Source organism: Allomuricauda sp. M10 (genome assembly GCF_020782875.1).
Taxonomy (GTDB): domain Bacteria; phylum Bacteroidota; class Bacteroidia; order Flavobacteriales; family Flavobacteriaceae; genus Flagellimonas.
On record NZ_JAJGBN010000006.1, the window covers coordinates 116,220 to 136,514 of the forward strand.

A 20,295-nucleotide genomic window follows, 5' to 3' on the forward strand; every position below is an offset into this window, starting at 1 on the left:
AAGTTGGGATGAAAACAATATTTCACGTACAGAACCTTAAATGTGGTGGATGTGCAAGAACCATTTCCAACAAACTGTCGGAAATGAACGGTATAAAAGAGGTGATTGTGGAGAAGGAACGCTCATCGGTTAGCTTTGAACATCAAAGCGCCGATGACGCTTCCTTGGTTAAAGACACCTTGAGACAATTGGGGTACCCAACCCTTGATGATGAGAACGGAATGTTCTTAAAGGCCAAATCTTTTGTAAGTTGTGCCAATGGCAAATTGGGACTATGATGAAACAGGTGGGCCTTCCTTTGTTGGTGTTACTATTGGTGCTTTCCTGTAAACAGGGACCCAAGACTTCTGAAACCAACATATTGCAACCCGAGGCAAAGTCCCCAACGGAAATGGAAGTGGGTGCAACCACACAAACCCCAAAGGAAATGGGGATGAAGTTCGCCCAGGAAACCCAGAAAGTGTTGGGCAAGAACCTTATGGGAACCATTCAGAACAAAGGGGTGGAGGAGGCTGTGGTATTCTGCAATGAAAGGGCCTATCCATTGACGGATAGTATGTCCATGAATTTCAATGCGAGGATTAAAAGGGTGTCGGACAAACCCCGTAACCCTGATAATGCTGCCAATGCATCGGAGCTGGCATATATTGAAACTTTTAAAAAGGATGTAGCCGCTGGGGTTACCCTGGAACCCATCCTAAAAGAGGTCAACGGAAAAGTTCATTTCTATTATCCCATTGTTACCAACAGTATGTGTTTGAATTGCCATGGAATTCCGGGCAAAAGCATTCAGGCCGATGTAGTTCAGCATTTGTCCCGATTATATCCCGATGACAAAGCCACTGGCTATGACGTGAATGAAGTCAGGGGTATTTGGAGCATTGTTTTTGATGCCCCAAACGATTCCAATTAAACCTTGATCACGGTTTTGAAGGTTTCTTAAAACCGTACACCAATTGCCCCCAGAATCCTTTTGGCAGTTTTTCATCCCCAGGGAAACCCAGTTCAATTTTACCACTGTCTTCCGGGATATAGTTTGTTTTGAAGATATAATCCCAAATACTCAGACTGATCCCGAAATTTACACCGTACGAACCTTCTGGAATGGTATAGGCGTGATGATACAGGTGCATTACCGGATTGTTCAATACATATTTCAAGGGGCCATATGTCAATTTAATGTTGGAATGATTAAAATGCCCTATGGCAATAGCGGCAAAATGAACAATATAGGCCTGCTCGGGCTCAAATCCGCCTAGGACCATCACCCCCAAAGTCTTTAAAGGTTTGTAAAGGATGTTTTCCATCCAATGATAGCGCAAATGGGCGGCAAAGCCCATTTCCTTCACACTGTGGTGCACTTTATGAAATTCCCAAAGCTTGGGGTATTTGTGCAAAAGCACATGGGTGAACCATTGTACAAAATCCAAAATGATAAAAAACACAACTAGCTGCACCCACTGTGGCCAATGCGCAATATCTACAATGGCCAAGGTTTTGGATGTGACGCCCATATCGCCGAACAAAACGCCAAGCATTTTGTAGACCCCGTTGATGACAATAGCGAAAATGAAGAAATTAAAGAACATGTAGAACCCATCCAGCCAAAAATCCTTCCGGATGATGGATTGTTCCTTTCGCCATGGGAACAAAATTTCCAACCCCCAAACCAAAAGGGAAATGGCAATCAACCCCCAAAAATAATTGGTGTACCAAGGCACCTCAAACAAAATGGACTTCCAGGTCCAATTTAAGGTACCCATCAAACCATTTACAAAAGCGTTTATATAATCTTGCATATTCTTGATCAATATGTCGTGGAACACGACCCGAGCCTTACCAGTTATTGTAAGTTTAAGCTTAAAAGCACTTTAAAGTGCCTAACTTAAATATACTGCAAAAATAATACAGCCTATGTAACACAGGTTACTATATGGTTTGGCATGGTTCACTAATTTTGACCCAATGTTCTGATTACCAAAAAATGAGAAGTGAAAAATGACGTGATTTTTTGGTAACTTGTATGGGTATCATAAACTAAGCATTATGAAAAAAAACATGGGCGGTGCAGACCGCGTTATCCGAATCATCCTAGCACTGGTAGTTGGAGCATTGTACTATTTTAATGTGATAACAGGAACATTGGCATATGTGTTGCTAGCATTTGCGGCAATCTTTGTCTTAACGAGTTTTGTTAGTTTTTGTCCCTTGTACACCCTTTTTGGGATCAACACTTGCAAGGTCAAAAACTAGGTTTTTTGGTTGGTTGATAAAAAAGAGCCGTTCTTTTTAAAGAGCGGCTTTTTTTATGGGTAAAAAAATGATAGATTTCAATTTATAAAACCCTCTTTTTAAGGATTATGTAACTTTAGTTACATTTTTTTATGACTTTCCTCAATATTTTACGATAAAAATTAACAGAACAGACAAAAATGAAATCACATTATCAAATATTGATCATTGGGGGAGGTACCGCAGGAATCATGACGGCAGCCCAATTATTGAGGAAGAACCAAAAGCTGGATATAGCCATCATCGAGCCCTCCGAAACACATTACTATCAACCTGCTTGGACCTTGGTTGGAGCAGGAGCCTATGATTTTAAGAAGACCGCCAGGCCCATGGCCGATGTTATGCCCAGTGGCGTGGACTGGATAAAAGACAAGGCCAAAGCTTTTCAACCTGAACAGAATACGATTACCACTGAAAGTAGTGGCGATATCACCTATGATTTTTTAGTGGTCGCTCCTGGATTGGTCATGGAACCCAGTATGATCAAGGGGCTTCCCGAGGCATTTGAAAAAGGCGTCGCTTGCAGCAATTACATCGATCCAGAATTCACTTGGGAAACCATACGCAATTTTAAAAAGGGGAATGCCCTGTTTACCCAACCTACAACCCCTATCAAATGTGGTGGTGCACCGCAAAAGATTGCCTATTTGGCTGCTGATTATTTTGGGAAGAATGGGTTAAAGAATAAAACCAATGTGATTTTTGCCACCCCGGGATCGGTAATTTTTGGGGTAAAGGAAATAAGGGAAACCCTAATGAAGGTCATTGATCGGTATGGCATCCATTTTAAGCCGTTTTATGCTCCAAAGGAGATCGATGTTGAAAACAAGATTGTACACTTTAGCCATACTGCCCCGGAAGAGAATCGTTGTATAATAAACGAAGACAATGATTTGGGTGAAATAATGATCGGTGATGTGGACATTCAAGTCCCATTTGATATGTTGCACTTGGCCCCTCCACAGGCGGCCCCAAAATTTGTAAGGGACTCTGTTCTGGCCAATGCATCCGGCTGGTTGGATGTGGACCACCATTCCATGCAGCACAACAAGTTCGGGAACATTTTCGGTTTGGGTGATGTGGCGGCACTTCCCACAGCCAAAACAGGAGCTGCGGTTAGAAAACAGGTTCCTGTTGTGGTGGACAATATCCTAAAATTGATGGAGCACAAATCTGCCGATAACAAATCCTACAACGGTTATTCCTCTTGCCCCTTAGTGACCGGTTATGGAAAAATGACCTTGGCCGAGTTTGATTATAACAACAATTTTATCCCCGACCCCAAACTAAAGCGGATGCTTGTTTTTAATAGTGCCAAGGAGCATTGGAGGCTTTGGATGTTGAAGAAATACGGCCTGCCCAACCTGTATTGGAACAAAATGCTGAAGGGTAAAAATGTTTAGCATCAAAGGATTACGGATGCATCAACATGAGAATTATCATGTTCTGTAGGCCGTATGGAACTTAAATTTGGTTCCAATTAAAACCAATACATTGTGAAAACACTCATGAATATCCCCCTAGTATCTTGGGAGAACGGCATCTGGATGATTGGCTTGTTCGCCTTGGTGGTCGTTGTTTTGGTAGTTGCGGTCTTTGCCATGATGAACAGCGGAAAAAAATAATTGAAATTGATATGTTTACGGTTTTAACATGACGACCCAAATCGTCATGTTAAAACTTTGTTTTTTGTAACATGGGTAACCTAATAAGATAATTTTCGGGGTTATTTTTGATTTCAAAATCATATCCATGGAAACGGAAATACTCGCCCGTATTCAATTTGCCTTCACAGTTGCGTTTCATTACATCTACCCCCCTTTAAGTATTGGCCTAGGTCTGTTGTTGGTCATTTTTGAAAGTATCTACATCAGGACCAAAAAGGAAATCTACCATAAACTGGCCCGATTCTGGACCAAGATTTTTGCACTTACTTTTGGTATCGGTGTGGTGACAGGTATAGTCATGGAGTTTGAGTTCGGGACCAACTGGGCCGTGTATTCCCGGTATGTGGGCGATGTTTTTGGAAGTGCACTCGCGGCCGAAGGTATTTTTGCCTTCGCTCTCGAAAGTGGATTTTTGGGCATATTGCTTTTCGGGTGGAACCGGGTCAAGCCTTGGGTCCATTTGGTTTCCACCATCGGAGTATTTTTAGGGTCGATGTTCTCAGCCATTTGGATTGTGGTGGCCAATAGTTGGCAACAGACCCCGGCTGGGTTTCACATTGTGGGAGAAGGGATGGAAGCCCGGGCAGAGATTACAGATTTCTGGGCCATGGTGTTCAATCCTTCCAGTGTGGATAGATTGACCCACGTTTGGCTGGGAGCCTTTTTGGCCGGAGCTTTTTTGGTCATGAGTGTCCATGCCTATTACATGGTCAAGGGCAAGTACATTGAAATTTCAAGAAAGGCCTTTAAGATTGCGCTGATCGTAGCGACCATATTTTCATTGGGACAATTGTTCACAGGACATCAATCCGCAGATGGGGTGGCTAAAAATCAGCCTGCAAAATTGGCTGCATTGGAAGGACATTATGAGGAATCGGCCCCAGCGGATATGTACATCATGGGTTGGGTGGACCAAGAAAGCCAAGAAGTATCGGGAATCAAGATACCTGGAGGACTTTCTTTTCTATTGGACTACAATTTTGAAACCCCAGTAACCGGACTCAATGCCTTTCCCGAGGATGAACGCCCATCACAAGTGAACGCCGTATTCCAATTTTATCATATTATGGTAGCCATAGGAATGACTCTGATCTTCCTGACCTTGTTCGCCAGTTTTTTATTATGGAGGGGCAAGCTCTTTCAAAAGAAATGGTTGCTCTGGATATTTGTATTTGCGGTATTCCTACCTCAGATAGCAAATCAGGTGGGTTGGTTTGCCGCAGAAATGGGAAGGCAGCCATGGGTGGTCTATGGTCTTTTAAGAACCGACGAAGCCTTTTCACAGGCTGTTTCTGACAATCAGATCATGTTTTCGTTGATTCTATTCTTTTTGATATACGCCTTGTTGTTCACCTTGTTCATCTATCTATTGCACAAAAAGATCAAACACGGGCCATACGAAGAAGCGGAAAGCGACGAAACACCTTTTGGAGGAACATTGACTCACATGATTAACTAAACAATATGGAAACATTTTTAGGATTGGATTATCCCACATGGTGGTTTTTGGTCGTTGGCGGTTTGTTCTCAGGATATGCCATCTTGGATGGGTTCGACTTTGGGGCAGGTGCTTGGCACCTCTTTCTAAAGAAAGAACACAGCCGAAGGATTGCCTTGAATGCAGTGGGGCCTGTATGGGATGGTAACGAGGTATGGTTGGTGATTGGGGGCGGAGCCTTGTTTGCAGGTTTCCCATTGATGTACGCCACATTGTTCTCATCACTCTATATCCCCTTTATGCTGTTTTTGCTCTTCATCATCTTTAGGGCCATTTCCATAGAATTTAGGGGGAAGGAACCCATGTTGTGGTGGAGAAGGCTTTGGGATATCTGTTACAGCATTTCCAGTATCATGCTGGCCTTTTTGCTTGGGGTTGTACTCGGAAATGTGTTGCAAGGCATCCCGATAGGGGAGGATTATCAATATAAAGGCGGTGTCCTTTTTGAATTTTTGAATCCATACGCCTTGATGACCGGATTTACCACCTTATCACTTTTTATGGCACATGGAGCTATTTTTCTACTGTTGAAGACGGAAGGCAGATTATTTGCCAAACTGACGAGACTATTAAAAAGGGGAATGATCTTTTTTATGGTGAGTTTTTCCATTACCACCCTATATACGTTGATCTACATTCCCCACCTTTCGGACGATTTTAAGAGTAATCCATCGCTTTTTGTGATCCCACTCTTGACCTTTTTGAGTATAGCCAATGTGCCCCGTTTGGCGGAGAAAAGAAAATACAAGTGGGCTTTTTTGTTTTCATCATTGACCATTGCCTTTTTGTTGGTTTTGGTGGCGGTTGAATTGTATCCCGTGCTCCTTCGTTCTACCATAGACCCTAAGTTTCATATCGACATATACAATGCCGCTTCCTCTACCAAATCGTTACAGATTATGTTGACAATTGTGGCCATCGGTACCCCTTTGGTACTGTTCTATACCATATTTGTGTACAAAACATTCTGGGGCAAGGTCAAGTTGGACGAGACCAGTTATTAGTTGTTTATATAGGTTTATACAATTGAAAGGCAACTCATTAGGTACCTTTTTTCTATGTGACCTAAGTCACTTTATATCTGAAACCCTAAAGTTAATTTTGGTGAAAATGATATAAAAATGGCAAAAATTGTTGTTCTGGGAGCCGGAATAGCGGGTCATGTGGCCGCTTCGCATCTCAGAAGAAAGCTCCCAAAAGAGCATGAAGTGGTGGTGGTTTCACCCAATAGTAACTACCAGTGGATCCCATCCAATATATGGGTTGGGATCGGTAGGATGAAACCCAGGGATCTCATATTTCCATTGGCCCCCCTGTACGCCAAAAAACATATCGATTATAAACAGGCCAAAGCCATCAGTTTTTATCCCGAAGGAGATAATGATGAGCAGAAACCCTACGTCTTGGCAGAATATGTGACAGGGGACGAGAAGGGAAAGCAAGAGAAGGTCACCTATGACTATCTGATCAATGCAACGGGTCCAAAACTCAATTTTGAAGGGACCGAGGGACTTTCACCAGGTAAGAACAAGGCACATTCCGTTTGCACCTATACCCACGCCCAAGAAGCTTGGGTGGCCCTGGAAGAGGTCATCAAACAAATGAAGCAGGGCAAAAAGGTCAAGATTCTGATCGGTACAGGTCATGCCAAGGCCACCTGCCAAGGTGCCGCTTTTGAATACATTTTGAATGTGGAGCAAGAGCTTAGAAGACACAAGGTAAGGGATATGGCCGAAATCACCTGGATTTCCAACGAATACCAACTAGGGGATTTTGGGATGGACGGAATGCTGTTGAGCTACGGAAGCAATATCATGAAATCCAACGAAATGGTGGAGATGGTCTTTGAAGACCGGGGAATCCATTGGATTTTGGGAGCCGGGGTCAACAAAGTGGAAGATGGGTTGGCTCATTATGAAACCCTTGATGGCGAATACAAGCAGGAAAGCTATGATTTCGCCATGTTGATACCCTCATTCTCGGGTCATGGATTTAAGGCCTATGACAAGAATGGGGGTGATATTACGGAAAAACTCTTTAAAGGGTTTATGATCGTTGATGCCGACTACACGCCCAAACCTTACGAGGAATGGACGGTTCAGGACTGGCCGGAAACCTATCAAAACCCATCGTACGCCAATATTTTTGCACCGGGGATAGCCTTTGCACCTCCCCATGGCATTTCAAAACCGAGAAAGAGCAAAAACGGAACGGACATCACCCCAGCTCCACCACGTACGGGAATGCCTTCGGGCATTACGGCAAAATTAGTGGCCGATAATATTATTGAGATGATCAAAAACCCGAACCACGAATTGCATCATAAGGGCTCAATGGGTAACATGGGAGCTGCCTGTATCGCTTCGGCCGGGTTTGGAATGACCAAGGGTAGTGGCATCAGCATCACAACTTATCCCATTGTGCCCGATTTCAAAAAATATCCGGATACCCATGGTAGAAAACTGGGTAAAACCTTTGGTTCTATCGGTTTGGCCGGACACTGGCTAAAATTGGCATTGCACTATGCCTTCATCTACAAAGCAAAAATGAAACCTTTTTGGTGGTTAATTCCTGAATAGAAAAATCATGACACGACGCATATCAAAATACAAGCGATTTATGATGATGAACCCCATCGTCCAGTTTTTTAAATTCATTTTTTTGAGCTTAAAAGTGTTGGTGATCGTAGCCGGGGGACACGGGGGTACCCGAAAGGCTTAAACCCTGACATTCATCATTGTACAAAACCTCAATACGGATTTCCTTTGTGGGGACTTCTTCGTATTGGGGTTTTTTCATTCCCAAATTTCTTAGTAACACAGGTTACTGTGTGTGTCTTTTTACGCATCTAATTTTGACCCAAATTAAAATAGCATATGAAGCGAATACTTATAGCAATCACACTCATTGGTATACAGGGAACCCTGTGGGCCCAAGACCATGTGAAGATTTCCATGGAAGATGTCTTGGCAAGGGTTCAGGAGTCCAATGCCAGCATCAAGGTATCCGAACAGGAAGCCAAGATGGCCAAATACGATTACCAATTTTCAAGTTCTATTTTTTTGCCTCAGGTATCGGTTTCCCATACCGGGATAACGACCACCAATCCTTTGATGGCCTTTGGCTCAAAACTCAACCAAGAGATATTGACCCAGGCAGATTTTAACCCTGCCCTATTGAATGATCCCGATCAAATAGAAAACTTCGCCACCAAGATTGCAGTGGAGCAACCACTCATCAATATGGATGGTTTCTATCAACGCAAAGCGGCTAAAACCACTATGGAGGCGAAAGATCTTCAGGCACTACGCACAAGGGATTATTTGGATTTTGAGGCGCAAAAGGCCTTTGGACAATTGCAATTGGCCCACAGGGCGGTACAGGTATTGGAAAAAGCCTTCGAAGCGGCTAATGCGAACCTGAACACGGCCCAGAACAGCTTCAATCAGGGATTGCTACAGAAAGCAGATCTGCTGGAAGTGAAAGTTAGGGTCACCGAAGTAGAGAACCAACTGAACTCGGCCAAAAGCAACGTAAAAAATGCATCCGATTATTTGGCTTTTTTAATGAACGAACAAGGCAACGTGGTGTATGAACCTACCGAAGAATTGATGCCCAATGATTTAGGAGGATCTGCCGAGGCAACATTGGAAAATCGTGCCGATGTAAGGGCCATGGACTTGGTTTCCGAAGCGTACAAGGCCAACATGAGGGCAGAGAACATGACCTTTTTGCCACGGTTGAATGCCTTTGCCAGTTATGAAATGTACGATGACCAAATTTTCCGTACTGATGCCAAGGGATATATCATCGGGGCAAGTTTAAGCTGGGATGTTTTTAAAGGAGCCCAACGCTTTGCAAAAGTGGGCAAGAGCAAAACAAATTATGAGAAAGCGAAACAAGAATACGAACAGTACGTTGCCAAAAGTTCTATGGAGCTACAACGCACCAGAAGGATGGTCGAAGATGCGCGCAACAGGCTCCAGACCTCAAAATTGGCTATGGACCAATCCGAAGAATCCTTGAGAATACGTACAAACCGATTTAAGGAAGGCTTGGAAAAAACAACCGATCTATTGATGGCAGAGGCCATGTACGCCGAAAAGCAATTGGCCTACTACCAAACCATTTTCGAATATAACCAAGCACAATCCCTACTAACATTTTTAACCAAAGAATAATTGCGATATGAAAAACACTACGATATATAAAAATGCCTTTATCGCCCTTGCATTGGGGATTACCCTTGCAAGTTGCGGAAGTGACAAGGAGCAGAAAAAGGATGGTGGACCGGCAGTTCCCGTGACCGTTGCCGAAGTGGAAACAGGTGACAGTAACACCATTTTGGCCGGAAGCGGACAGATAACCGCCTTGAACAACGCCACACTCAGTACCCGAATGATGGGCTACGTGGAATCTTTGCCAGTGAAAATTGGCCAAAAAGTGAACAAGGGAGATTTGTTAATCTCCATCAATAATGTGGATCTACGTGCCAAAAAAGCGCAGGTGGAAGCCTCCATTGCCGAGGCTATGGTAGCTTTCAACAATGCCAAAAAGGATTACGAAAGGTTCCAGAATCTCTTCAACGAAAACAGTGCCTCCCAAAAGGAATTGGATGATATGACCGCCCGTTACGAAATGGCCAAGGCACGATTGGAATCAGCCAACCAAATGAAGAACGAGGTCAATTCCCAATTTGCCTACGCCAACATTCGCGCCCCATTCAGTGGAGTGGTGACCAATACCTACATAGACGAAGGTGATATGGCCAACCCAGGGGTGCCGTTGGTTTCCGTGGAATCTCCAGGAGGTTTTGAAGTAGTGGCCAAAGTGGCCGAGAACAACATCACTGGGATCCAAGTGGGAACCAAAGCTTTGATTCAAGTTAAAGCCTTGGATACCATCGTTACAGGAAAAGTGACTGAATTAAGTGCCTCTGCCCAAAACACAGGCGGGCAGTATTTGATGAAAGTACAATTGGATAAAACGGATGCCAAAATTTTGTCAGGTATGTATGCAACCGTAAGGCTGGAGACGGACAAAGTGAAAAATGAGAAAACCATTGTTACGGTTCCGTCCAAAGCCTTGATCCAAAAAGGCCAGTTGAGCGGCATCTATACTTTGGGGCAAGACAATGTGGCCCTATTGCGTTGGTTGCGTTTGGGCGAGACCTACGGAGATGAGGTGGAAGTATTGTCGGGTCTTTCTCAAGGGGAAACATACATTGTTTCTGCCGAAGGCAAGCTGTACAATGGAGCTAAAGTAACCATTCAATAACCTAAAAAAGGGAATAATGAAAGACGGACTTGCAGGCAAAATAGCGAGAGGGTTCATCAGCTCTAAGCTAACGGTACTCTTGATGATCGTATTCATGATTATCGGGGTGTACAGTTCCTTCCTGATCCCAAGGGAAGAAGAGCCACAGATTGATGTACCCATGGCGGACATATTTGTGGGATATCCCGGAGCCAGCCCAACCGAGGTGGAATCCAGGATCACCAAACCGCTGGAAAAGATCATATCCAACATAAAAGGGGTAGAGTATGTGTACACCACCTCTATGCAGGAGCAGGGAATGGCCATTGTGCAGTTTTATGTGGGGGAGGATATTGAACGTTCCTTGGTACGTTTGTACGATGAAATCAACAAGCACATGGACCAGATGCCCGAAGGGGTCACCATGCCTTTGGTAAAGACTCGAGCCATTGATGATGTACCCATGTTGGCATTGACGCTTTGGAGCGATGAATACAACGATTTCCAATTGCGTGAAATCTCTGGGGAACTCATCAACGAAATTGAAAAAGTAAATGGGGTTTCCATCACTAAAAAGGTAGGGGGGCGTAGCCGTCAACTTCGCATTGTAGTGGACAAGGATAAAATGGCTGAATCAGGGATTGACCTTTTAGCGGTCGCACAAATGATCAAGGCCAATAACCAGCAGATGGATTCCGGTAACTTTTTGAACAACGATACCGAGTTCCATATTGCCACAGGAAAATTCTTGGAGACCAAAGAAGATTTGGAAAACTTGATCGTAGGTACCAAGCAAGGTCAACCTATTTATTTGAAACAAGTTGCCACCGTTTTGGATGGACCGGAATTGCCCAAAAACTATGTTTCCCTTGGATTTGGTGCAGCCAGTGAGAAATCATCCGAGTATAAATCAGAGTACCCAGCGGTAACCCTTTCCATAGCTAAGCGTAAAGGGGCCGATGCCATGAAGATTTCCGATGTGGTGTTAGAGAAAGTGGAACATTTGAAAAAGAATTTGATTCCGGATGATGTACATGTGGAAGTGACCCGTAACTATGGAGAGACTGCTTCGCAAAAGGTTTCGGAACTTTTGATGCACTTGATCGGTGCCATTATTGCGGTAACCTTTGTAGTAATGTTGGCCATGGGCTGGAGAGGTGGACTTGTGGTGTTCCTTTCGGTTCCGATCACTTTCGCCTTGACCTTGCTGAGCTACTATATGCTGGACTATACCCTGAACCGTATCACCCTGTTCGCTTTGGTGTTCGTTACGGGTATTGTGGTGGATGACTCCATCATCATTGCGGAGAACATGCACCGCCACTTTAAAATGAAACGATTACCCTTCAAGGATGCGGCATTATACGCCATCAATGAGGTAGGTAACCCGACCATTTTGGCAACCTTTACGGTAATTGCATCCGTATTGCCAATGGCCTTTGTATCTGGGTTGATGGGACCTTACATGTCCCCAATGCCTATTGGTGCGTCCATTGCCATGTTGTTGTCCTTGTTCGTAGCGTTGACCATAACCCCGTATTTGGGTTATATCTTCCTAAGGGAAAAGGATAAGAAAAAAGAGAACGAAAAAGAACCCGTTGAGATTCAGGATACGTTCATCTACAAAGCGTATGAGCGATTTGAAAAACCCTTGATCGAAAGCCGTAAAAAGAGATGGTTGTTCATCGGTATAACAGTGGTATTGCTGTTCGGTTCCGTGGCCATGTTCTTCACCAAATCGGTAGCGGTTAAAATGTTGCCTTTTGATAACAAGAACGAATTCCAGGTGGTCATAGACCTTCCCGAAGGCACTACTTTGGAACGTACTTCGGCAGTGGCCAAGGAAATAGGTGCTTATCTGTCAACCCGACCTGAAGTAGTCAACTATCAAACCTATGTGGGTACATCGGCACCTATTACCTTCAATGGTTTGGTAAGGCATTACGACTTAAGAGGTGGTAGTAATATGGCTGATATTCAAGTCAACCTTGTTGATAAGCACGATCGTAGCGAGCAGAGCCATGATATTGCCAAATTGCTCAGACCAAAAATGCAAGAATTGGGCAAAAAGTACAATGCCAATGTAAAAATTGTTGAGGTGCCACCGGGCCCTCCCGTGTTGTCTACCATTGTTGCCGAAGTATATGGCCCTGATTACAACGAGCAGATTGCTGTTGCTGATAAGGTAAAAGGCATTTTGAACAACACTACAGATGTGGTGGATGTAGATTGGATGGTGGAAGATGACCAAGTGGAATACAATTTTGAAGTGGACAAGGAAAAGGCCATGTTTTATGGAGTTACGCCACAACAAATCGTTCAGGTTATGGGAATGGCTTTTAGGGAAATGCCGATATCTCACGTTTACGATGAAAATTCCTTTGATCAGATCGGGATTGTGCTTTCCATCAGCGAAAAGGATAAATCCACTTTGGATGAAATCAAACAACTGAAAGTGGCCTCCCAACGAGGCAATATGATTTCTGTTGGGGACTTGGTGACCATCAATGAGGGCATCAAGGCAAAGAGTATCTATCGAAAAAACCAAAAACGAGTAGTGTATGTCATGTCTGATATGGCGGGTGAATTGGAAAGCCCTGTGTATGCCATTTTGGGTATGACCGACAAGTTGAACCAATTGGAATTGCCCAAAGGATACAACATGAACGAACTCTATATGGAACAGCCCCAGTTTGAGGATGACTATACCGTGAAATGGGATGGGGAATGGCAAATAACTTTGGAGGTGTTCCGTGATTTGGGCATTGCTTTCTTGGGTGTCATTGTGATCATCTACATGTTGATTGTGGGTTGGTTCCAAAACTTTAAGGCACCTATGGTGATGATGGTTGCGATTCCTTTATCCATGATCGGGATTGTACTGGGTCACTGGTTCTTGGGAGCGTTCTTTACCGCCACCTCTTTTATCGGTATGATTGCTTTGGCGGGAATCATGGTCCGGAACTCGGTATTGCTGATCGACTTTATCAACCTAAGGTTGAATGAGGGTATTCCGTTGAAACAAGCGGTAATCGAGGCCGGAGCGGTCCGTACCACACCTATTTTGTTAACAGCAGGAACTGTTGTGATTGGAGCTTTTGTGATCTTGTTCGACCCCATTTTCCAGGGATTGGCCATTTCACTTATGGGAGGAACCATAGTATCGACCATATTGACCCTTTTGGTGGTGCCATTGGTATATTATATGATTGAACGTAAAAACTACAATTAGCATGAAATCGAAATGACTAAAAGAATCTTTTGACATACAGTGCAATGATTCTTTTAGTCATCAAAGATTCCATGTGATCATAGAAAAACAATAAAAATTAACACATGAAAATGATCATTGTTACCACGGTGGAGGAGTACAAAAAAGAGGTCCTCAAGATTTTTAAGAAAGCCGGTATCGAAAGCTTTAGTGGTTCGGACATTGATGGATATAAAAGCGCATCGCCCTTGTTGTACACCAGTAGCTGGTTTCCAAGTGAAAAGGGTGGTGCGGCATCCAATCTGTTTTTCTCTTTCTGCGAAGAGGAGAAAGTCACAGAGGTCTTCAAACTATTAAAAGAATTCAATTCGGACAGTGAAACCACAAACCCGATCAGGGCGGTAGAGCTTCCCGTTCAAAGAACAGTTTAAAAGAAATATATGAGAAATAGAATCGTAAGAGGAGTCGCTGGCACCTTTATCTTGATAAGTTTGGCCTTGGCCATTTATGTGAATATCAATTGGTTATGGTTTACGGCTTTTGTTGGTGCCAATTTGTTGCAATCATCCTTGACCAAATGGTGTCTGTTGGAAGACATCCTAAAAAAATTCGGGGTTTCCGATTCCGATAAAAATTGTTGTTAAGCGGTAACTAAGTTTGAAATTCAAAGCATTTTCTCCATTTTTGTCTAAAATCCGAGAAAATGCTTTATCAACCTTGGCCCTGGTACATTGCCGGGCCCCTCATTGCCTTGGTCATGGCTGTTTTGATCCTGATGGGCAAACGCTTTGGCATGTCCTCCAACCTAGAGACGTTCTGTTCAATAGGTGGCGCCGGTAAGTTCACGGATTATTTCAAGGTGGACCTAAAATCCCGTAGATGGAACCTTTTGGTCGTATTGGGTTCGGTCATTGGGGGATTTTTAGGCGCCCGTGTGTTATCGCCCAATCCTGCTGTTCAAATTTCCGAAAAGACCGTAGCCAAGTTGAACGAACTTGGTTTTGAAAGCTCAGGGACCGCCTATTTGCCGACGGAATTGTTCAGTTTGGAAGCTTTGGCACATCCAACCGTTTGGATACTACTTTTGGTGGCCGGATTTCTGGTCGGTTTCGGAACCAGATACGCCGGAGGTTGTACTTCGGGCCATGCCATTTCGGGCTTGAGCAATCTTCAGCGCCCTTCGTTGATTGCAGTGATCGGCTTTTTTATTGGTGGACTGATTATGGTCCATATTATTTTCCCCTTAATCTTTGGATCATGAAAAGTGTATTGTACATCATCGTAGGTACCTTTTTAGGGGTGATCCTTTACAAATCGGAAGCCGCTTCTTGGTTCCGCATTTATGAAATGTTCCAGTTCGATTCGTTCCACATGTACGGCATTATTGGTTCTGCATTGGCGGTTGGCATTGTTTTGGTCCAATGGATCAAAAGATCCAAGGTAAAGTCCTTTTTTGGGGAACCGATCAATATTCAGGACAAGGAAAGGTCTTTCACCCGATACATCATCGGGGGAACTCTTTTCGGTTTGGGCTGGGCCTTGGGCGGCGCATGTCCTGGACCCATGTACATTTTGGCCGGAGCAGGATATTGGCCCATTCTCATCGTTCTTTTTGGTGCAGTAATGGGAGCCTTTATTTATGGAATTTTGAGGGATAAATTGCCCCATTAAGGTTTTCTCAACGGGATATTTGGTCAGAACAACGATTTTGGAAGGTTTGTTGGGGGCATCCGTATAGCTTTGTCGGTCCCAATCTTACTTAAATGTCCCATAATGAAATTAACCACGTGCATTATAGATGATGATCTGGTGTCGCAGTTTGCCACACGTTATTGTATCCAACAATCCCCGGGAGATTTTGATATCATTACCTGTTCCAGTGGCGAAGAGGGTTTAAAGTCCTGCTTGGACTTTGCCGAGGAGCATAACAGGTTGCCCGATATTATCTTTCTGGATTTGGTGATGGATGGTATGAACGGATGGGACTTCCTCGAAAATTTCCAGAACATGTTCCACGATCATCCACTACCCAGTGTATATGTACTTTCGGCATTTACCAACACCAGCGACCGAATCATTGCAAAAGGCCATCAATTGATTGCGGGTTATGTGGATAAACCTTTGTCACGATCCTACCTGCAAAAGATATTGGTGGAGGAAGAAAAGAAGCGAACGGTGAGTTAAAGCTTTTTCCTTGAGGTAAAATATACTGAAATAGGATAAAGTTTTTCAAAAAAGCATATTTTTGCAATCCATTTTAGGAATGGCCTCGTAGTTCAATGGATAGAATAGAAGTTTCCTAAACTTTAGATGCAAGTTCGATTCTTGCCGAGGCTACTTTTTGACTTCCGAATGATTCATCTGATGGAATTCCTAGAGGAGATTCTAAAAATCAATTATCATTCGCATTTTCCTTTCTTTTTGGCTCATAATAAATAGCTTCTAAAACATTGTAAAAGCAAAGCTTCAAAACCGTTGGGATATTTCGCCTGCATTCTTCGTATGGCCATTTACAGTGCAGTTTGTGACATTTCACTTGTTGCAAAAATTTGAATGACCATTTTTCTTTTAGAAGGAATCAGAATTCTTGGTAAACGGAAAAATCCTACATTTATAGAAATACAAAAAATCACGGTATAGATCTTGCTGAAAGGAAGATAATATCATGTCATTTTTCATGATCTTCTTAAACGAATAGTATAAATATTCAATATTAATGGTATTCCGAATTAACATTATAATTGTTTTCTCCCTTTTTTTGAAGCTATCCTTTTTTTCTTATGGGCAGGAGCCTGTTACTAAAAGCAACGTAGATATTCCCTTGCTTGAAAATATACATCTACAGCTAAACAAAACAGCATTTTTTAATGGAGAACATTTATGGTTTCAGGCTTATGTACAAGATGGACTTCAGGAATTGCCTTCTTCAACTACCACGAACTTGCATGTTGGTATTTTTTCAGAAGATGGAAAAATGATTGCAAAAAAAATGTTTTTGGTGGACAATGGTATCAGCAGCGGAGATTTTAAAATTGATTCCACTTTTGTGAAGGATTCCTATACGCTAATGGCATGGACCAACTACATGAAAAATTTTGAGGCTTCCACTCCTTTTGTTCAAAACATTACATTGATTGGGAACGAAAAGCCAACTCCTGAAATCAAAAAAGAGGGCATTACCATTTTAATTCATCCTGAAGGGCAACATATTATCGCGGATGCTTATAATAATGTGGGGTTGATGATCTATGATGAGGCTCGAAATCCTGTAAAAACTGATGGAATACAATTGGTGACGGAAGAAGGCACAGAAATCCAGTCAAATATTCAAACCAATGAGTTGGGGCAAGGTAGATTCGGTTTCATTGCAGATGCCAACGCATCCTATTTTCTAAAAATCAAAGATGTTAATGGTCAGTGGATCACAAAGAAGCTTGAAAGTAAACTTCAAGAAGGATTTGGTATAAGCGTAGACAACATGGCCGAAGATGTTGTTGTTCTTAGTCCTAAATGGTCGGATCATGCATTGGATTCAATAAATGGCTCAAAAATTACAATGGCTATTTTTAACCTTAACAATGTTCCATTCATTCATCAGTATGAGCTCGATAGAGACAAAAATGCCATCTCTGTAAATCGAAATCAAATCCCAATTGGAATAAATACAGCTGTGATTTTGGATGAAAAAATGAAACCGCTCTCACAGCGTATGTTCTTCAATAAACGTTCAACTAGTACAATGGTCCATTCAGTAGAGGTGAGCTATTGCCTGACCAAAAATCAAGATTCCCTGCAGTTGGATCTGATACTGCCTGAAGGAATGACGATGGCTAATTTAAGCATGTCGGTGCTTCCCGCTGAATCAAGTGCATATTTGCCAAACAATTCTATTGGTTCCTCATTTTTGGTACAGCCTTACCTCAAGCAGCAGTTTGTTGATGGCAACTATTTTTTTGAAGGGACAAAACGTTCAAAGGATTTTCAGTTGGATACAAGGTTGCTAATGGAGGGCACAGATAAGTTGAATTGGAATATTAGGGGGGATAATATCCAAAATCCGCTCTTTGAATTGGAAAATAACATTGCTATCAAGGGGAAGATTTTAGATGCGGATACAAGCATTGAAATGCAGGTTTCATTAATGTCCCAATCATTTGGCACCGTCAATCTTTTTGATCTTTCCTCCGATAAGAGTTTCCAAGGCAACCTTCCAGTTTTTGAGGGTGATTCTATTTTGATCAGTGTTCTGAGCAATAAGGGAAAACTTAGAATGCCAAAAGCGGAACTCTATTTTAACAATGACCAGGACTCCTATGATTACAACAATTGGTTAAGCATTGTAAATAAGGTTGGAAAGCAACCTGTACAATTGGATACGGATGAAAATATGGCTCTAACGGATAGGACCATATCTCTGGACGAAGTTGTGGTTTCGGAAAAGGCGAAGGAGATCAAAAAATATCAAATAACGGCAAACACCGAAATACGGATTATTGATGAAGCAGCTTTAAAACGATACACTTTTGAAAGTTATATCCGCATGTTGGGCTTTAGGATACTTCCAAATTATGTTAAAGGGGAAGGCGGTATCAATATTTATATTTCCAACCCTCCTGGATTGCAACAAGTGCCGGTATTTATTGATGGCATGTCGAGCAGTCCTGGAGATCTAATTTCTAGGCCTCTTTCGTCCATAAAATCAGTTGTTTACAACAAAAGTAGGCCAACACCTTTCATTTCGATGTATTTGCGAAACAACTATGATCGATTGTACGGCAGAGGAGGGAAATTTTTAAGTTTGAAAATACCAAATGGATTCAGTCGAACACAAGACTATTTTACTCCAAATTATCCTGATTACAGTTCCTTTTTATATAAAAAGTACGGTGCAATTTGGTGGGAAAGTCTACTTGGGGTCAACTCAGAGGTACCCTACTCAATCATTGTGCCTTTAAATGATCAGAAAGAGGTGAAGGTCATTGTTGAAGGTATGTCCGCCGATGGACATTTGTACCATACTGAACTAATTTGTAGTCCTTTTGACTATAAATATTCAGCTCATTAGGCTTGGCTTTCCGGTTGCCCAAATTTGGGTGAATATTGCATCAATATGATTGGAAATGGCAAAAAAAGTAACACAGTATCCGAACAGTTCGTTTACAGTTTCAAAGAAAAACTTTTCGAGAAATCAAAGCAATATTTAACCAATGATGTCAACTTAAAATTCAAAAAAACAATGGTCCAAATGATTGGCTTTAGCTAAAAAGGCGTATGAATTTCTTATTGGCCATGAGAACAATGGAACAAATAGCGATAAGAAAAAACACGGCCCCAAGGACAACATGTAAAAGGGAGAGGGAGTGATGGTAATATTTGCTCAAGCCATATCCCGTGATACTGCCGTAAAGGATAATGGTATGGAGAATATAAATGGACAATGTATTCCGACCAATATCAAGAAAAATCTTCTGGTTCAGAATGTTTCTCAAGCAAATGAAAATGGCAAAAACAGAAAGAACCACGCCCAAACGAGCAAAAAGGTAGCTGTCGTCAAGTGCGGTATGAAAAAACTGGATATCGATCAGATTACCAAGATACTTTACAAAACCATAGGAGTGAAAGATCAGTAGTGCCCCAATGGACAAGGTTATTAAAATTGCCTTCAAGTAGAACCTCTTTTTGCTGAGATGAATATGGAAGAACCCGGAAATACATGCCCCGGTCGTTGCAAAACCAAACCAGGGTACAATGGTAAAAACGGAACCGTTATCACGTGTAATATAATTGGAGAGCCAATCGGGCAATACACCAAAATCCCATAGTTCAAATGTGGCGTTTGACAGGAAAAGTAAAATGGTAATGGAACCTAACAAAATCAGGAACACATACTTATTGAACCTAAATGTCATCAAATAAAGAGCAATAATCAATAACATGGAGAGTCCCAGACATTGGAGTACATGGACGATATCGAAATCAGGGTTAGCGGAACCGTTAAACAATTTATCTAACCGGACCTGCAACAAATAACCGATGAAAATGAGGAGAACACCTCTCTTTATTCCCTTCTTTACACGTGGATTTGACCATCCCATATCATATTTCTTGAAGAGCAAATAAGTGAAAATAAATCCCGATACGGTAAAGAAGACAGGAGCAGTCACCCCTCTAAGATATGCCCAAATGAAATAGATGTAACTGTCTTCTTCACGATATCTGTCTGCCAATAATGCGGACACAAAATGTCCCTGAAGCATCATTAAAATGGCCCAGGCGCGAAGGGCATCAATAAAGTATAGCCTTTCCGTTCCTGATCGATCATGTGGAGAAGTTGTTATATGGTTTTTCAAGGGGAATTTGTTTTATCCATT

20 protein-coding genes and 1 tRNA gene are annotated in these 20,295 nt (G+C 42.5%); 19 read left to right on the forward strand and 2 right to left on the reverse strand.

Translation table 11 applies throughout. The features are described from left to right. Positions 1–8 precede the first annotated feature (8 nt). Positions 9–278, forward strand: a complete 270-nt coding sequence (locus LKX84_RS15005; RefSeq protein ID WP_228237994.1) for a heavy-metal-associated domain-containing protein — start codon at positions 9–11, stop codon at positions 276–278. After that, entirely contained in the window at positions 275–913 is a 639-nt protein-coding gene (locus tag LKX84_RS15010; protein ID WP_228238001.1) for a DUF3365 domain-containing protein, read from the forward strand. The genes LKX84_RS15005 and LKX84_RS15010 overlap by 4 nt, the downstream gene beginning before the upstream one ends. 7 nt (positions 914–920) lie before the next feature. Here LKX84_RS15010 and LKX84_RS15015 read toward each other — a convergent pair whose 3' ends face one another. Next, positions 921–1,799 (reverse strand): sterol desaturase family protein, encoded by an 879-nt coding sequence (locus LKX84_RS15015; RefSeq protein WP_228238004.1) that lies wholly within the window; start codon positions 1,797–1,799, stop codon positions 921–923. A 247-nt stretch (positions 1,800–2,046) separates the two neighbouring features. Between LKX84_RS15015 and LKX84_RS15020 the strand changes: the two genes are divergently transcribed. From LKX84_RS15020 to LKX84_RS15090, 17 genes are all read left to right on the forward strand, one after another. Then, the gene (locus LKX84_RS15020; protein WP_228238006.1) at positions 2,047–2,253 is read left to right on the forward strand and encodes a DUF2892 domain-containing protein; all 207 of its coding nucleotides are present in this window, start codon (positions 2,047–2,049) and stop codon (positions 2,251–2,253) included. A gap of 179 nt (positions 2,254–2,432) precedes the next feature. Further along, the gene (locus LKX84_RS15025) at positions 2,433–3,695 is read left to right on the forward strand and encodes an FAD/NAD(P)-binding oxidoreductase (RefSeq protein WP_228238007.1); all 1,263 of its coding nucleotides are present in this window, start codon (positions 2,433–2,435) and stop codon (positions 3,693–3,695) included. Positions 3,696–3,788: 93 nt separating this feature from the next. Beyond that, positions 3,789–3,917, forward strand: coding sequence for a hypothetical protein (locus LKX84_RS17960; RefSeq protein WP_262909160.1), 129 nt, complete (start codon positions 3,789–3,791; stop codon positions 3,915–3,917). Between the two features lie 127 nt (positions 3,918–4,044). Continuing rightward, positions 4,045–5,418 (forward strand): cytochrome ubiquinol oxidase subunit I, encoded by a 1,374-nt coding sequence (locus tag LKX84_RS15030; protein WP_228238008.1) that lies wholly within the window; start codon positions 4,045–4,047, stop codon positions 5,416–5,418. Positions 5,419–5,423: 5 nt separating this feature from the next. After that, positions 5,424–6,461, forward strand: a complete 1,038-nt coding sequence (gene cydB, locus LKX84_RS15035) for a cytochrome d ubiquinol oxidase subunit II (protein WP_228238009.1) — start codon at positions 5,424–5,426, stop codon at positions 6,459–6,461. A 117-nt stretch (positions 6,462–6,578) separates the two neighbouring features. Next, the gene (locus tag LKX84_RS15040; protein ID WP_228238013.1) at positions 6,579–8,036 is read left to right on the forward strand and encodes an NAD(P)/FAD-dependent oxidoreductase; all 1,458 of its coding nucleotides are present in this window, start codon (positions 6,579–6,581) and stop codon (positions 8,034–8,036) included. A 7-nt stretch (positions 8,037–8,043) separates the two neighbouring features. Next, the gene (locus tag LKX84_RS17965; protein ID WP_262696584.1) at positions 8,044–8,178 is read left to right on the forward strand and encodes a hypothetical protein; all 135 of its coding nucleotides are present in this window, start codon (positions 8,044–8,046) and stop codon (positions 8,176–8,178) included. Between the two features lie 155 nt (positions 8,179–8,333). Continuing rightward, complete coding sequence (locus LKX84_RS15045; protein ID WP_228238015.1) at positions 8,334–9,638, forward strand: TolC family protein; 1,305 nt, start codon at positions 8,334–8,336, stop codon at positions 9,636–9,638. A gap of 7 nt (positions 9,639–9,645) precedes the next feature. Then, a complete protein-coding gene (locus tag LKX84_RS15050; RefSeq protein ID WP_228238017.1) occupies positions 9,646–10,734 on the forward strand; it encodes an efflux RND transporter periplasmic adaptor subunit in 1,089 nt (362 codons plus the stop codon). A 16-nt stretch (positions 10,735–10,750) separates the two neighbouring features. After that, positions 10,751–13,945 (forward strand): efflux RND transporter permease subunit, encoded by a 3,195-nt coding sequence (locus LKX84_RS15055; protein WP_228238019.1) that lies wholly within the window; start codon positions 10,751–10,753, stop codon positions 13,943–13,945. 104 nt (positions 13,946–14,049) lie between these two features. Then, positions 14,050–14,355 carry a hypothetical protein gene (locus LKX84_RS15060; RefSeq protein ID WP_228238020.1) on the forward strand — a complete coding sequence of 102 codons (306 nt, stop codon included), beginning with the start codon at positions 14,050–14,052 and terminating at the stop codon, positions 14,353–14,355. A 9-nt stretch (positions 14,356–14,364) separates the two neighbouring features. After that, positions 14,365–14,568 (forward strand): DUF2892 domain-containing protein, encoded by a 204-nt coding sequence (locus LKX84_RS15065; RefSeq protein ID WP_119620086.1) that lies wholly within the window; start codon positions 14,365–14,367, stop codon positions 14,566–14,568. A gap of 59 nt (positions 14,569–14,627) precedes the next feature. Beyond that, complete coding sequence (locus LKX84_RS15070) at positions 14,628–15,185, forward strand: YeeE/YedE family protein (protein WP_228238021.1); 558 nt, start codon at positions 14,628–14,630, stop codon at positions 15,183–15,185. Then, positions 15,182–15,595, forward strand: coding sequence for a DUF6691 family protein (locus tag LKX84_RS15075; protein ID WP_228238022.1), 414 nt, complete (start codon positions 15,182–15,184; stop codon positions 15,593–15,595). Before LKX84_RS15070 ends, LKX84_RS15075 begins: the two co-directional genes overlap by 4 nt. A 102-nt stretch (positions 15,596–15,697) precedes the next feature. Continuing rightward, a complete protein-coding gene (locus tag LKX84_RS15080; RefSeq protein ID WP_228238024.1) occupies positions 15,698–16,108 on the forward strand; it encodes a response regulator in 411 nt (136 codons plus the stop codon). An 81-nt stretch (positions 16,109–16,189) separates the two neighbouring features. Then, positions 16,190–16,261 (forward strand) — tRNA-Arg (locus LKX84_RS15085). Between the two features lie 421 nt (positions 16,262–16,682). Further along, a complete protein-coding gene (locus LKX84_RS15090) occupies positions 16,683–18,989 on the forward strand; it encodes a hypothetical protein (RefSeq protein ID WP_228238025.1) in 2,307 nt (768 codons plus the stop codon). A gap of 190 nt (positions 18,990–19,179) precedes the next feature. Here the strand turns inward: LKX84_RS15090 and LKX84_RS15095 are convergent, their stop codons facing one another. Continuing rightward, on the reverse strand, positions 19,180–20,274 hold the full coding sequence (locus LKX84_RS15095; protein ID WP_228238030.1) for an acyltransferase family protein: 1,095 nt from the start codon (positions 20,272–20,274) through the stop codon (positions 19,180–19,182). Positions 20,275–20,295: the final 21 nt, after the last annotated feature.